General features: G+C 69.5%; 14 protein-coding genes. 7 read left to right on the top strand and 7 right to left on the bottom strand.

What is annotated here, in order from left to right:
• Positions 1–52 precede the first annotated feature (52 nt).
• Together JNB50_RS05210 and JNB50_RS05205 are read left to right on the top strand one after the other, a co-directional pair.
• Positions 53–712, top strand: coding sequence for an SDR family oxidoreductase (locus JNB50_RS05210; RefSeq protein WP_208039184.1), 660 nt, complete (start codon positions 53–55; stop codon positions 710–712).
• An 88-nt stretch (positions 713–800) separates the two neighbouring features.
• On the top strand, positions 801–1,871 hold the full coding sequence (locus JNB50_RS05205; protein ID WP_208039019.1) for a low specificity L-threonine aldolase: 1,071 nt from the start codon (positions 801–803) through the stop codon (positions 1,869–1,871).
• Positions 1,872–2,077: 206 nt separating this feature from the next.
• On the opposite strand, the gene JNB50_RS05200 is transcribed toward JNB50_RS05205, so the two are convergent.
• Entirely contained in the window at positions 2,078–2,839 is a 762-nt protein-coding gene (locus JNB50_RS05200) for a GNAT family N-acetyltransferase (RefSeq protein WP_208039018.1), read from the bottom strand.
• Positions 2,840–2,876: 37 nt separating this feature from the next.
• On the opposite strand from JNB50_RS05200, the gene JNB50_RS05195 reads away from it, so the two are divergent.
• Positions 2,877–3,200: a hypothetical protein gene (locus tag JNB50_RS05195; RefSeq protein WP_208039017.1), complete on the top strand. Its 324-nt coding sequence runs from the start codon at positions 2,877–2,879 to the stop codon at positions 3,198–3,200.
• A 27-nt stretch (positions 3,201–3,227) separates the two neighbouring features.
• On the top strand, positions 3,228–3,371 hold the full coding sequence (locus JNB50_RS05190; protein ID WP_208039016.1) for a hypothetical protein: 144 nt from the start codon (positions 3,228–3,230) through the stop codon (positions 3,369–3,371).
• 23 nt (positions 3,372–3,394) lie between these two features.
• Here the strand turns inward: JNB50_RS05190 and galU are convergent, their stop codons facing one another.
• The 4 genes from galU to JNB50_RS05170 are packed head-to-tail and all read right to left on the bottom strand — an operon-like array spanning position 3,395 to position 8,886.
• A complete protein-coding gene (gene galU, locus JNB50_RS05185) occupies positions 3,395–4,369 on the bottom strand; it encodes a UTP--glucose-1-phosphate uridylyltransferase GalU (RefSeq protein WP_243767960.1) in 975 nt (324 codons plus the stop codon).
• A gap of 54 nt (positions 4,370–4,423) precedes the next feature.
• Positions 4,424–5,830, bottom strand: coding sequence for a UDP-glucose/GDP-mannose dehydrogenase family protein (locus JNB50_RS05180; RefSeq protein ID WP_208039015.1), 1,407 nt, complete (start codon positions 5,828–5,830; stop codon positions 4,424–4,426).
• A 37-nt stretch (positions 5,831–5,867) separates the two neighbouring features.
• The gene (locus JNB50_RS05175; protein WP_208039014.1) at positions 5,868–7,346 is read right to left on the bottom strand and encodes a glycoside hydrolase family 26 protein; all 1,479 of its coding nucleotides are present in this window, start codon (positions 7,344–7,346) and stop codon (positions 5,868–5,870) included.
• A complete protein-coding gene (locus tag JNB50_RS05170; RefSeq protein ID WP_208039012.1) occupies positions 7,339–8,886 on the bottom strand; it encodes a glycosyltransferase family 2 protein in 1,548 nt (515 codons plus the stop codon). The genes JNB50_RS05175 and JNB50_RS05170 overlap by 8 nt, the downstream gene beginning before the upstream one ends.
• A 419-nt stretch (positions 8,887–9,305) precedes the next feature.
• Here JNB50_RS05170 and JNB50_RS05165 point away from each other — a divergent pair, with 419 nt between their 5' ends.
• Entirely contained in the window at positions 9,306–9,806 is a 501-nt protein-coding gene (locus tag JNB50_RS05165; protein ID WP_208039011.1) for a hypothetical protein, read from the top strand.
• Here JNB50_RS05165 and JNB50_RS05160 read toward each other — a convergent pair.
• Positions 9,788–10,150, bottom strand: coding sequence for a UBP-type zinc finger domain-containing protein (locus JNB50_RS05160; protein ID WP_208039009.1), 363 nt, complete (start codon positions 10,148–10,150; stop codon positions 9,788–9,790). The two genes, JNB50_RS05165 and JNB50_RS05160, sit on opposite strands and share 19 nt — an antisense overlap.
• A gap of 149 nt (positions 10,151–10,299) precedes the next feature.
• On the opposite strand from JNB50_RS05160, the gene JNB50_RS05155 reads away from it, so the two are divergent.
• Together JNB50_RS05155 and JNB50_RS05150 are read left to right on the top strand one after the other, a co-directional pair.
• Positions 10,300–11,289, top strand: a complete 990-nt coding sequence (locus JNB50_RS05155; RefSeq protein WP_208039008.1) for a CorA family divalent cation transporter — start codon at positions 10,300–10,302, stop codon at positions 11,287–11,289.
• A gap of 97 nt (positions 11,290–11,386) precedes the next feature.
• On the top strand, positions 11,387–11,977 hold the full coding sequence (locus tag JNB50_RS05150) for a nitroreductase family protein (protein ID WP_208039007.1): 591 nt from the start codon (positions 11,387–11,389) through the stop codon (positions 11,975–11,977).
• Positions 11,978–12,050: 73 nt separating this feature from the next.
• Here JNB50_RS05150 and JNB50_RS05145 read toward each other — a convergent pair whose 3' ends face one another.
• Positions 12,051–13,100, bottom strand: a complete 1,050-nt coding sequence (locus JNB50_RS05145) for a zinc-dependent alcohol dehydrogenase family protein (protein WP_208039005.1) — start codon at positions 13,098–13,100, stop codon at positions 12,051–12,053.
• Positions 13,101–13,122: the final 22 nt, after the last annotated feature.

Here is a 13,122-nt window from a genome sequence, read left to right as displayed (position 1 = left end):
GGGTTCGGCGCCGGCCCGGTTCTCACCCGAAGAGACCGGGCCGACGCCGTCGATGGCGGCCGGTGAGGGTGGGCTCGCCGGCCGGCTGGTCCTGATCGCCGGTGCGACGAGCGCATCGGGCGAGGCTGTCGCACGGGCGCTCGTGACGGCGGGCGCGACGGTCCTCGCCGTCGGGACGCGCCAGGAGGCGCTCGATGCGCTCGCCGCCGTCGTTCCGGGAGTGGACACCCGCGTGTGCGATCTGGCCGACCGGGACGCGGTGGCGGAGCTCGCCATGCGCATCCACCTGAAGTTCGGCCGCGTCGACGGGCTGGTGCACTTGGTCGGAGGCTGGCGCGGGGGCGGGGGGATCGCCGGCCAGAGCGACGAGGACTGGGAGTCCCTGGAGCGCGGCTTCCGCACGCTGCGCAACACGACCCGGGTGTTCTACGACGACCTGGTCGCATCCCCGGCCGGCCGGCTGGCGATCGTGTCGTCCTCCGCTGTGGACGCGCCGTACGCCGGGGGCGCGAACTACGCCGCCGCCAAGGCGGCCGCGGACGCCTGGACCCGCGCCGTGGCACAGGGGCTCGCCAAGCAGGCGCCTCAATCGGCCGCGGTCGTCTTCGTCGTCAAGACGCTGGCCGGGCTCGAGGAGCGGCTGGGCGCTGAGGTCGTGGGCCTCTGGAACGCCGACCCGGCAGACGTCAACGGCGTGCGGATCCCGCTCTGACATTCGTCACGAATGTCGACATTCGTGGCACGAAAAGCGACATTCGTGACGAATCTCTGCACACTTCTACGGAATCTAGGATGGACACGTGACGCTTCAACTGCATGACCTGAGCCTGCGCGGCTTCGCCTCCGACAACTACGCAGGCGTGCACCCCGAGATCCTCGACGCGATCGCCGCGGCCAACGACGGCCACCAGATCTCGTACGGGGAGGACGTCTACACCGAGCGCCTCCACGAGGTGTTCGCCGAGCACTTCGGCGAGGGCGTCCAGGTGTTCCCCGTGTTCAACGGGACGGGTGCCAACGTGGTCGGGCTGCAGTCGATGGTGCCGCGCTGGGGCGCCGTCGTCTGCGCGAAGACGGCGCACATCAACACGGACGAGGCGGGCGCGCCCGAGAAGGTGGGCGGTCTCAAGCTGCTCCCCGTCGAGACCCCCGACGGCAAGCTGACCCCCGAGCTGATCGACCGGGAGGCGTGGGGCTGGGGCGACGAGCACCGGGCGCAGCCGCTCGTCGTGTCCATCACACAGACCACCGAGGTCGGCACCGCCTACACCGTCGAGGAGATCCGCGCGATCGCGGACCACGTGCACGCGCGCGGCATGAAGCTGCACATGGACGGCGCCCGCATCTCGAACGCGGCCGCGACCCTCGGGGTGCCCCTGCGCGCGTTCACCACGGACGCCGGCGTCGACGTGCTGAGCTTCGGCGGGACCAAGAACGGCATGCTGTACGGCGAGGCCGTCGTCGTGCTCAACCCGGCCTCCTCCGAGGGGCTGCTCTACCTGCGCAAGCTGAACATGCAGCTCGCTTCGAAGATGCGGTTCATCTCCGCACAGCTCATCGCACTGCTCAGCGACGACCTCTATCTGCGTTCGGCCTCGCACGCCAACGCCATGGCCGCCCGCCTGCGCGGCGCGCTGGAGGCCGGAATCGCCGACGGCAGCATCCGCGGCGTCGGCTTCAGCCAGGCCACCGAGGCGAACGGTGTCTTCGCGACCCTCCCCGCCGGCGTCGCCGACCGGCTGCGCGAGCACTTCCGCTTCTACGACTGGGATACGTCGCGCAACGAGGTGCGCTGGATGTGCTCGTTCGACACGACCGAGCAGGACATCGACGACTTCGTGGCGGCGCTGATCGGCGAGCTGTCGGCCTGACGCGGACGCGGCTCCGGCACGGGCGCCAGGGAAGCCCCTCAGATTGGGGACACATCGGGGTACAAAAATGTCCTCCATATGGCCGACAAGTTTGCTAGTCTCTAAGAGTCGTCGGAGGAACCCGAATAATCCACCGGTGATAACCCCGAAACGCATGCCGGGCAGTGTGGAGTAACCCTAGTATCCACACCGCCCGGCATCGTGGTTTAACAGGGTCGTGCCAGCCGTACCTGCTCCCAGTACGCGTAGCCGGAGGCCCGCACGAAGCCGAGCTCGGCGTACAGCGCGTGCGCGGCCGTGTTGTCGACGAGCACCTGCAGCCAGAGCTTCTCGACGTCGTGGTCTGACGCAGCGACGGCGAGCGCGCCCGCAAGGCTGCGGGCCAGCCCGCGCCTGCGCGTCTGCGGGAGGGTGGCGACCGCGTAGAGGCCGCCCCACTCACCGACCAGTGCGAGCCGGGCGACCGCGTCGGGTGCGGCAGGGTCACCGGACCACGCGTACAGGGCGGGCCCGCCCGAGAGGATGCGCGTGACGACCTCGCGCTCGCGGTCGCCGCCGCGACCGTCGACCTCCCACCAGGTGTCGAGCCAGCCGGGAGGGGGTGCCTCCGCCACGTCGATCGAGGACGGCGAAGGCGCGACCGCCGCGACCGCCGCGCGGTCGGCGACGAGGATGTCCGTCTGCGAATGCTCGCGGTACCGGCGTCTCCCGAGCGCGGTCGCGAGCCCGGCCGGCGAAGCCGGGCTGACCTGGAACACGGCGGGGAGGCCGCGTTCGGCGTACCAGACCTCGGCCCGGCCGATCGCGTCGTCGAGGTCGGGCGGCTCCGCGGAGGCGAGCACCGAGTTCGCGCGGTTGGTGACGCCGTGGGAGGCGCGCAGGGTCCAGCCTCCCAGCTGTTCGGCCTCGAGGGCCGGCCAGCCGCGGGCTGCGAGCCGATCGAGGAGCGCGGGTTCGGCGACGGGCATCTGTCGACGCTAACGCACCCGGCGTACCGTTCGTGGCATGACCGACACGAAGGACGCCGCAGTGCCCACAGCCGAGCCGTTTCCCGACGCGGAGGTGGCCGGGCTGAGCGCCAAGACCGTAGCCCACGTCGTCCACTACCGCAGGAAGACCTACGTCACCCTGCCGTCGGAGGGCTACGCCTTCCTCAAACGCGTCCGCACGCTGCTGCGCGACGGGACGACCGACCTGGTGCCGCTGGTGCACAGAGACGGCTTCGTCTGGCTGGCGGTCGGACCCAGCATCCCGATCGCCGTCGACGAGGTCGAGACCGAGCGCGGCGAGAGCGAGAAGCACGCGCTCAAGCGGCTCGGGCTGCACTGAGCAGGCACGATAGGGTCGAGTCCGCCGGTGAGGAATGGGGCCGGGCTCCGCGAACTCGACGGCGTCATCGCGCAGGCGGGTACCGACCCCGCGACCCTGGAGGCCGCCTGCGACGCGGTCGCGGCGCTGTGCGAGCCGATCTGGGCGGACACGGACGGTCGACCGGAGTAGACCGCCGGTCCGCCCAGCGCGGATCAGGCTCCGGCGATCTGCAGCAGCTGCCGGGCGGCCGGTTCGATCGGGAGTGGCAGCGCCGGGATGCTTCCGGTGTCGGCGGGCCCCGCGTTCTCGGCGAACTCGCGCAGCCAGGGCAGCAGGTCGGGGCCGAGGTCGTCGCGCGCGACGGCGAGCTGCACGATCGCCTTGAGGTAGTCCAGCCGGTCCCCGGTGTCGTAGCGGCGGCCGCGGAAGACGACCCCGTGCACGCCGCCCGTCCATGCCGGAGCCGTGGCGAGTCCCTCCAGGGCGTCGGTCAGCTGGATCTCGCCACCCTTGCCCGGTGCCGTCTTCTCGAGGATGTCGAAGATCTCGGGGCGCAGCACGTAGCGGCCGATCACCGCGTAGTTCGACGGCGCGTTCTCGCGGCTGGGCTTCTCGACCAGTCCCGTGATGCGCACCACGTCCTCCTGGTCGGTCTCGACGATCGCAGCTGCGCCGTACAGGTGGATGCTCTCCGGCGGCACCTCCATCAGCGCGACGACCGTCGTGTTGAGCGCGTGCTGGACCTCGAGCATGCGGGTCAGCAGCGGATCGCGCTCGTCGATGATGTCGTCGCCGAGCAGAACGGCGAACGGCTCGTGGCCGATGTGCGCTTTGGCTCGGAGCACCGCGTGGCCGAGGCCCTTGGGGTCGCCCTGGCGCGTGTAGTGGAGGTCGGCGAGCGACGTCGAGTAGCTCACCTTGCGCAGCTTGTCGGTGTCGCCCTTGCGCACGAGGGTGTCCTCGAGCTCGGCGTTGCGGTCGAAGTGGTTCTCGAGCGCGTTCTTGTTGCGGCCGGTGATCATCAGCACGTCGTTGAGACCGCTGGCGACAGCCTCCTCGACGACGTACTGGATTGCCGGCTTGTCGACGACCGGAAGCATCTCCTTGGGCATGGCCTTGGTCGCCGGCAGGAACCGGGTGCCCAGTCCGGCCGCCGGGATCACCGCCTTCGTAACGTAACTGCTCATCTCTTGCTCGCTTTCTCTGTTCGCCTCGCCCCGAAGGTAGGAGGTCGGTGTGCGTCAGTGGATGGGGACGGGGAGGGCGTCGGGGACGAGGCGCGCGCTCTCCGGCACCCGGCCCATGCCGAGGACGGTCCAGCCCGCGGCGTTCCAGGTGGCTGCATCGAGGCAGTTGCGCGCGTCGATGACCGTGCTGCCGCTCGCCAGTGCGCCCAGTCGCGCGGGGTCCGCCCCGGTGAACTCGTCCCACTCGGTGAGGACGACCGTCAGGTCGGCGCCATCGACGGCATCCTCCATCGACTCCGCGTAGCCGAGAGTCGGGAAGAGCCGCTGGGCGGTGCCGCGCGCCTGCGGGTCGTAGACGACCACCTGGGCGCCGCGCAGGTGCAGCGCCGCGGCCACGTTGAGCGCCGGCGAGTCGCGCACATCGTCGGTGTGCGGCTTGAAGGCGGCGCCGAGCACGCCGATCCGGCGGTTGAGCACGGAGCCGCCCAGCGCCTCGAGCGCCAGGTCGATGACGCGCTGCCGACGGCCCATGTTGATCTCGTCCACCTGCTGCAGGAGGCCGACGGCGGCGTGCGCGCCGAGCTCGTTCGAGCGGTGCATGAGCGCCCGGATGTCCTTCGGGAGGCACCCGCCGCCGAAGCCCAGGCCCGCGTTGAGGAACTGCCGCCCGATGCGCGCGTCGTGGCCGAGCGCGTCCGCCAGGAGGGAGACGTCAGCGCCGGCGGCATCGCACACCTCGGCGATCGCGTTGATGAACGAGATCTTGGTGGCGAGGAAGGCGTTGGCGCTCACCTTCACCAGCTCGGCGGTCGGCAGGTCGGCCACCAGCACAGGCGTGCCGTCGGCGATCGGCCGGGCGTAGACGCGGCGGAGGAGGGCCTCCGACCGCTCCGACGTGCCGCCGAAGACGAGCCGGTCGGGGCGCAGCGTGTCGTCGACCGCCTTGCCCTCGCGCAGGAACTCGGGGTTCCAGACGAGCTCGACGTCCACCTCGGCCGGCGCGGCCTCCGCCACGATCGCGCGCAGGCGGGCGCCGGTTCCGACGGGGACGGTCGACTTTCCGACGATCAGGGCGTCGTGGGTGAGGTGGGCGGCGATGCCGCGCGCCGCAGCCTCCACATAACTCAGGTTCGCGGCGAACGAACCGGACTGCTGCGGGGTGCCGACGCAGATGAAGTGCACGTCGGAGACCGCGACGGCCTCCGCGATGTCGGTCGTGAACCGCAGCCGACCTGCGGCGACGTTGCTGCGGATGAGTTCGGGCAGACCCGGCTCGAAGAAGGGCGCGCGGCCCTCCGTGAGCTCCGCGACCTTGTGCGGGTCGGTGTCGACGCCGATGACGTCGAAGCCGAGCTCGGCCATGGCCGCGGCGTGCGTGGCTCCGAGGTAGCCGGTGCCGATCACGCTGATGCGCGGGGCCGGCTGCTCCTTCGGCTTCTTGGTGGACGGGGTGGAGGTCATGTGCGTTCCTTCCGTGCTGAGTGGACGGGGATGGGATCTAGGGGGCCGGAGTGAGCGTGAAGTCGTCTTCCGGTCTGGTGAGGCCGGCGATGAACGCCGACAGCGTGTCCGCCCGGGAGTCGATGCGCCAGTCGTTGGTGGCGCGCACGCCCTCCACGTAGCTGGTCACGGCGAGGTTGAACCACGAGAAGCCGATGATGTCGGCGTTCTCGGGTTTGGCGAGGCCGTTGAAGAACGAGGTGATCCAGGCCGCCTTGTGGCCTTCGGTCTCCGACGCCCCGACCTCGGCGAGGATGATCGGCTTCTTCGTGATGCTCCGGAGCTTGTCCAGGCTCGGCTTGAACGTGTAGTCGAAGCTGAAATCGTTGTCCGGCTTGAACGGGGGCCGCAGGTAGCCGGAGAGGCCGACCCAGTCGACGTACTGGTCGCCCGGGTACAGGTTCTCGAGGTAGCCCGCAGCCTTGTGCGAGGCGGGGAGGTTGTTCACGATGTTCGGGGCCCACACCCAGACCACCAGGTCGTTCGCGCCCTCCTGCTGGAAGATGTCGTGCACGTGCCGCCACATCTTCACGTAGTCGCCCTGGCTGTTCCCGTTGATCGACTTGCCCGCGCCGTCGTTCTCTGACCACGGGTACCAGATGCCGTTCATCTCGTGGTCGAGCCGCAGGGCGAGCGGGAGGCCGGTGGCCACGATGTCCTTCGCGTACTGGTGCAGGTAGGCGTCGAAGTCGCCGCCGATGATCTTCGGCAAGGAGTAGTCGGGGGCGACGTTGGAGTCGTTGCTTGAGGTGATCGGTCGCGACTCCCAGGTCATCATCGGCATCCGGCCCTGCTTCCACGCCCGGGTGACGGCATCGCCGCGGAACGTCTGGTCCCAGCCCTGGAAGTACCCGACCAGGTTCGGGGAGACGCCGATCTTCGAGCTCGTGGAGTCGAAGGTCGCCCAGTTGAAGGGCGCCTGGTCGGTGTACATGCCGAAGTACCGCGACGACGGGTTCACGAGGTCGGCACGGGCGGGCGCGGTCACGGGGGTGGCCCCGTTGCCGTTCGACCCGGAGTTCGACGCCGGCTTGCCCGATGCGCCGGCGCGGGACGAGCTGCCCGCTTTCGCCTGGGCCGCGGCGAGCTGCGCCTTGAGGCTCGCGACCTCGTTCTGGGCGGCGAGCGCCTTCTGCTGGGCTGCGGCGAGCTGCTTGGCGGAGCCGGCCTGGGCGGCCAGCGCCTGGGACTGAATCGCGGTCAGCTTGCCCTTCTGCGAGGCGATGGTCTGCGTGGCGCGGTTCAGGTTGCGCTTGAGCTCGGCGTTCTGGGCGGCGAACGGGGTGATGGTCTGCGTCGCGTCGGCGACCGCATCGCGGAGGGGCGCTCCCGTCGGCGACACCCAGACATAGGTGGAGATGCCGACGAGGACCAGCGCGAGGGCGATGAACGAGGCGGCGGTCGCCTGCGACCGCGACTTCGACTGGGCCCACCAGGAGTGGGCGCGGCTGCTGAGGGTAGAGGTCGGGCTAGACAAGGAACAGGGCCTCCAGGGTCAGGATCGCGATTCCGATCAGGTACGGGATGGCGGCGAGGGGATTGCGCTTGCGGCGCGCCGGCGTGCCGGACTTCTTCGCGGAGGTCTTCGCCTGCGTCTTGGCTTCGGCGCGCGTGGCGACGGCGGTCGCGGGTCGCGTGGCCGTGGCCAGCGCTGTGGTCGAGCTCACACCGCCCACCGCGTCCGGCAGACCGGCGATGGGTACGGTGTCGGACGGCATCGTGGTCGAACCGAAGGACGCGATCTCGTCCTCCGAACTGATCTCGCCAGGGCCTCCCGCGTACGCCCCGGCCCTGGTGCCCCACCCGCTGGCGTGCGCCATGCGGAAGAAGCCGATGAGCCGGATCGGCATGAGGAAGAACGTCGACACGATGATGAACACCGGAAGGCGGAAGAAGTCGGTCGGCTTCTCGGACAGGTGCCGGATCTGACGGATCGACATGCTGATGACCGAGGAGGCGACCATCAGGGCCACGACGGTGACGATGCCGCCCTGGATCCCGTAGGACTTCAGGAAGCCCTCGTAGAAGTTGTAACCCTCGCCCGTGATCGAGCGGTACACCCAGCCGCCGAGCACGCCGGCGAGGATGAACGGCAGCAGGATGTCCATCACGAAGAAGAACGACAGGACCGGTGCGTGGCCGAGCATCCACGGCAGCATGCGCAGGGTGTTGTACTGGCTGCCGCGCGCCCAGCGCAACTGCTGCTTGAACAGCTTCTTCACCTTCAGCGGGGCGTCCGTGTAGACGAGGCTGGTGTGCTGGTACACCGTGCGGTAGCCCTCCTTGAGCGTGAGGTTCGTGAGGGTGCGGTCGTCGGAGACCTCCAGGAACACCCCGAGGAACTTCTCGGTCATGAACTTGTCCATGACCCGCATCAGGATCGAGCGGCGGAACGCGATCGTGCGGCCGGGCAGGCAGCCGATCTGACCCACGACGCTCTGCGCCGGCATCGAGTACAGGGCCCGGGAGTTCTCCAGCCAGTCCGCCCACCGCGTGATCCACGAGCGCTCCGGCTCCAGGATCCGCTGCTTGGTGGTGACGCCGCCCACGCGCTGATCGGCGAACGGCTTGACGAGCTCGCTGAGCGTGTCCTGCGTCCACACGGTGTCCGAATCGACGAGCACGGTGATCTCGCCCGTGGACATCTTCGTCCCGATCATCACCGCATTCCGCTTGCCGGGGATGGGCGTGTGCACCCAGCGCACCAGCGGCGCGAACTCCTCGCACACCTCGGCCAGCTCCGGGTTGGGGGCGCCGTTGATGACGACGATGATCTCGCCCGGCTTCTGCTCGACCATGCGGCCCAGCACGTCGCGGAACAGGTCGAGCGGCTCGTCCACGACCGGCACGACGACGCTGGTCGTGCCGTGGAACTCCTCGGTGAAGGGGCGATACCGGCGGGACATCAGGACCTTCACGATCCAGATGACCCAGATCAGGGCGGAGTAGATGGCGAACAGGTAGAACTCCGGATGGCCGCCGAGCATGTGCCGGAGTTGCAGCAGGAAGATGAACACGAGGCAGACCTCTCACTGAGGGAATGGGGGGTGGCATCCACGACGGCGGGGATCTGGTCGGTTCGGGTTTTCACAGTTCTACGGGTCCGCAACACGGCCCGCAAGTGGGGGTGGAACGCACTTGACGGTTTGGCCCCCATCTGCATTCGGGGGACATGTCCGCAGACACGCCGACACGGCATACCCTTCGGTACCGAACCGGTCAAAGACCAGGTGAGGCGCTAAATCCGCAATCGGAATCCCGGGAGTGGCGCGTCGCGATCGACCGAGCGCGTGTACCCCGAAACACGGGTGAGAACGCTCTCTGAAAAGTTACGAAGTTTTACACGGCCGTCACACAGCGTTCATACCCGGAGTACCCTCACGGACCCCTCGAAACACCTCTACTGTGCGTCGCGCCCGGAGGCTATGCTGACGCCGTGACCGCACTCGAGCGCTCCACCCGTCGAACGACCCGCCGCACCGTCGCGCGACGTCGCGCGGCCGCCGCGATCGTGGGAGTCGCGATCCTCGGCCTCCTCGCCGGCTGCGATCTCATCGCCCCGCAGGACACCAAGTACATCCAGGAGACGGCCGACGGCGTCAACGGCGACATCGGCGCGATCTTCATCGGCAACGCCGTACTCCTCACCTCCGACCCCTCCGGCACGACCGGACTCGTGGCGACCCTCGTCAACCAGGGCGAGTCGAAGGAAGACGTGCGCATCAGCACCGACTCCGGCACCGAGACCGTGACCGTCAAGCCCGCCGAGTCGGTGCAGCTCGGCACGTCGGGCGGCCAGTCGGTCACGTTCGAGGGGCTCGGCGCGAAGCCGGGCTCCCTGGCGTTCGTGACGTTCGAGACGAGCACCGTGAGGGAGACGCTGAACGTGCCGGTGCTCGACGGCTCGCTGCCGCAGTATCAGGACCTGGTGCCGTAGCGGCTCTGCAGGATCTGCTGCCAGTCGGCCGGCACCCGCTCACGCGGTCCGGGAACCGTCTGCGACTCCGGGTGACTCTCCGGCGGCGCCAGCCGCGGCCCGTCGATGTACGCGTCGCGGGTGTAGTCCCAGAACCACTCCTCGCCCGGCTCGAAGCTCTGGATGACAGGGTGACCGGTCTCCGCCGCGTGCGCCCGCGCGTGCCGCGAGAGCGAGTCGTCGCAACAGCCGACGTGACCGCACTCGGCGCACCGCCGCAGGTGCACCCACCAGGAACCGGTGGCGTCGCACTCGACGCACCCGGTGCCCGAGGGCGGGACTGCGGGGTCGATCGCATCGGTCATCGGGGCTCCTCCTCGTCGGGTGAGGCCAGCCTAGGCATCGCAGCGTGCCGATGGAAGCGCACCGCGACTCTGAGAGATTCATCATGTGCTCTCTGCCGCGTCCCAGCACGGCAGGCCGTAGGTTGGAGCGTCGCATCAAGGGAGGTCGCGTGTCGCAACAGGTGCAGGAGTCGCTCCACGTTCGGGGAGCACTCTTCGACGGGGACGAGCGCGCGGAGTTCGGAACGCTGGGCGAACTGCTCGAGAAGCTGCAGACGAGCACGGCGTTCGGCTACCTCGAGATCAGCGATCCCGATCGCCTGCAGCTCTCCGAGCTGGCCGAGCACCTCGGCGCTCCCGAACTGCTCCACCCTCCGGCGTCCGCGTCGAGCGGCCATCTGCCGCTTGTGGCGGGAGAGCATGTGCGACTCTCGGCGCACCGGGTGCAACTGGAGGAGCCGACCTTCCAGCTGGTGGTGGCCGACCTCCACATCTACGTGCTGCCTCGGCTGCTCATCCTCGACCACGACGGCGGATTCGATACCGTACGGCTGCGCGCCAGGCTCGACACCGAGAAGCGGCACCGCGACCAGGGCGTCGGCTGGCTGCTCTGGATCGTGCTCGACGAGCTGCTGGCGGAGTCCGGAGAGGCGCTGTCGGCACTCGACGACGAGCTCGACGACATCGAGGACGTGCTGCTGGGGTCGGGCGCGAAGCCGGCGGCCATCCAGAACCGCGTCTACCGGCTGCGCAAGTCGGCCTCGCGACTGCGCCGCTGCCTGCTGCCGCTGCGCGACGCGGTCGACGCGCTGCTGCGGCGGGAGGCCGACTGCGTCAGCGCCCCGCTGTTCCCGCTGTTCCAAGGTCTCTACGACCGGGGCGTGCACCACGTCGAATGGGCCGACTCGCTGCGGGACCTGGTCACGGCGCTCTCGGACACCCAGATCGCGATGGAGGGCAACCGGCTCAACGTGATCATGAAGAAGGTGACCAGCTGGGCGGCGATCATCGCCATCCCGGCGGCGGTGACCGGCTTCTACGGCCAGAACCTTCCGTATCCCGGGTTCAACACGATGGGCGGCCTCTGGACCTCCACGTTGCTGATGGTCGTCGGGTGCGGGGGGTTGTACATCACGTTCAAACGCAAAGACTGGCTGTGAGCCGTCTGGAATAGTCGCGCATATCCATGTGTTCTCATGGATATAGCCGGGCAATGGAGCCTCGAGCACCCCTAACCACGTCGAGGAGAATCCACCCATGTCGCTGATCGACACCACAACCCGCACCGCCGACACCTCCCTGCCCTTGCTCCCGGTCCTGGCCGAGCGCTGGAGCCCCCGCGCATTCGACACCGAGGCCGTGATCGACGAGACCAAGCTCACCGCCGCCCTCGAAGCCGCGCGCTGGTCGCCGTCCGCCAACAACTCCCAGCCGTGGCGGTTCATCGTCGCCCGGCGCGGCACCGCGGCATTCGACACGATCGTCGCGAACCTGATGGGCTTCAACCAGGTGTGGGCCGGCGCGGCCGGCGCTCTCGTCGTCGCCCTCGCCGAGGTCGTCGACACCGAAGGCAACGAGCGTCGCTGGGCCACCTACGACGTCGGCCAGGCGGTCGCCCACTTCAGCGTGCAGGCGCACCACGAGGGCCTGCACACCCACCAGATGGGCGGCTTCGACGCCGAGGGCCTGCGCGCCGCGTTCGACCTCGACCAGCGCTTCGCCCCGGTCTCGGTGACCGCGGTCGGCATGCTCGGCGATGTGGACGCCCTCCCCGCGCCGCTGCGTGAGCGCGAGCTCGCTCCGCGCACCCGCAACGCCCTCGACGACCTCCTCGTCGTCAACTCCTGAAATACGCCGAAGGGCACGTTGTTGTCCCCCTCGCTCGGCGAGGGGGACAACGACGTGCCCTTCGGCGTTCTGGCTAGGGGCGGACCAGGGTCTTGATGGCGCGGCGGGAGTCCATGGCGGCGTAGGCCTCCGCGATGTCGGAGAGCGGCAGCTCGAGGTCGAAGACGCGGCCGGGCTGGATGGCGCCGGACCAGACGTCCTGCAGCAGCTCCTCCACGTAGTTGCGCACCGGCGCGACGCCGCCGTTCACGCCGACGTTCGTGTTGAACAGAGTGCGGATCGGCAGCTCGGCGCCGCCGTTCGGCACGCCGACGTAGCCGACCATGCCGCCGGGGCGAGCCGAGCGGATCGCCTGGTCCATGGACTCCTTCGTGCCGACCGCCTCCAGGACGCAGTCCGGGCCGATGCCGTCGAACAGCTCCTTGACCGCGGCGACGCCGGCATCGCCGCGCTCGGCCACGATCTCGGTCGCGCCGAACTCGCGCGCGAGCGCCTGCCGGGACTCGTGCCGCGACATCGCCACGATGCGCGAAGCGCCCAGGCGCGCGGACGCGAGTACGGCGCACAGGCCGACCGCCCCGTCGCCGACCACGACGACCGTGCTGCCCTCCGTCACGCCCGCCGACAGGGCGGCGTGGTGGCCGGTGCCCATGACGTCGGAGAGGGTGAGCAGGCTCGGGATGAGGTCGTCGGCGGGATACTCGGGCGTCGCCACGAGCGAGCCGTCGGCGTGCGGCACGCGCACCTTCTGCCCCTGGCCACCGTCGGCGAAGCCGCCGAGCTGGTCGTCCGCGCCCCAGGCGCCGCCGTGGAGGCACGAAGTGCTGACGCCGTTCCGGCAGTTGAGGCAGGTCATGTCGCAGTCGTAGAAGGGTGCGATGACGAAGTCGCCGACGGCGATGGTGCGCACGTCCGGCCCGACCTCCTCCACGACGCCGACGAACTCGTGACCGATTCGGCGCGGGCTCCTGGTGGGCGTGACGCCGCGGTACGGCCACAGGTCGGAGCCGCACACGCAGGCCGCGACAACCCGCACGATGGCGTCGCCGCCGGTGGACAGGACGGGATCGGGGACTTCCTCGAGGCGAACGTCGCGTTCGCCGTGGATCACGGTGGCAAGCATGAGGCCGAGCCTACGCTTTCCC

The sequence above is a fragment of the Leifsonia sp. TF02-11 genome, from assembly GCF_017565305.1.
GTDB lineage: Bacteria > Actinomycetota > Actinomycetes > Actinomycetales > Microbacteriaceae > Leifsonia.
Note: the sequence above shows the minus strand (reverse complement) of the source record. Positions and strands in the feature narration are given on the sequence as shown.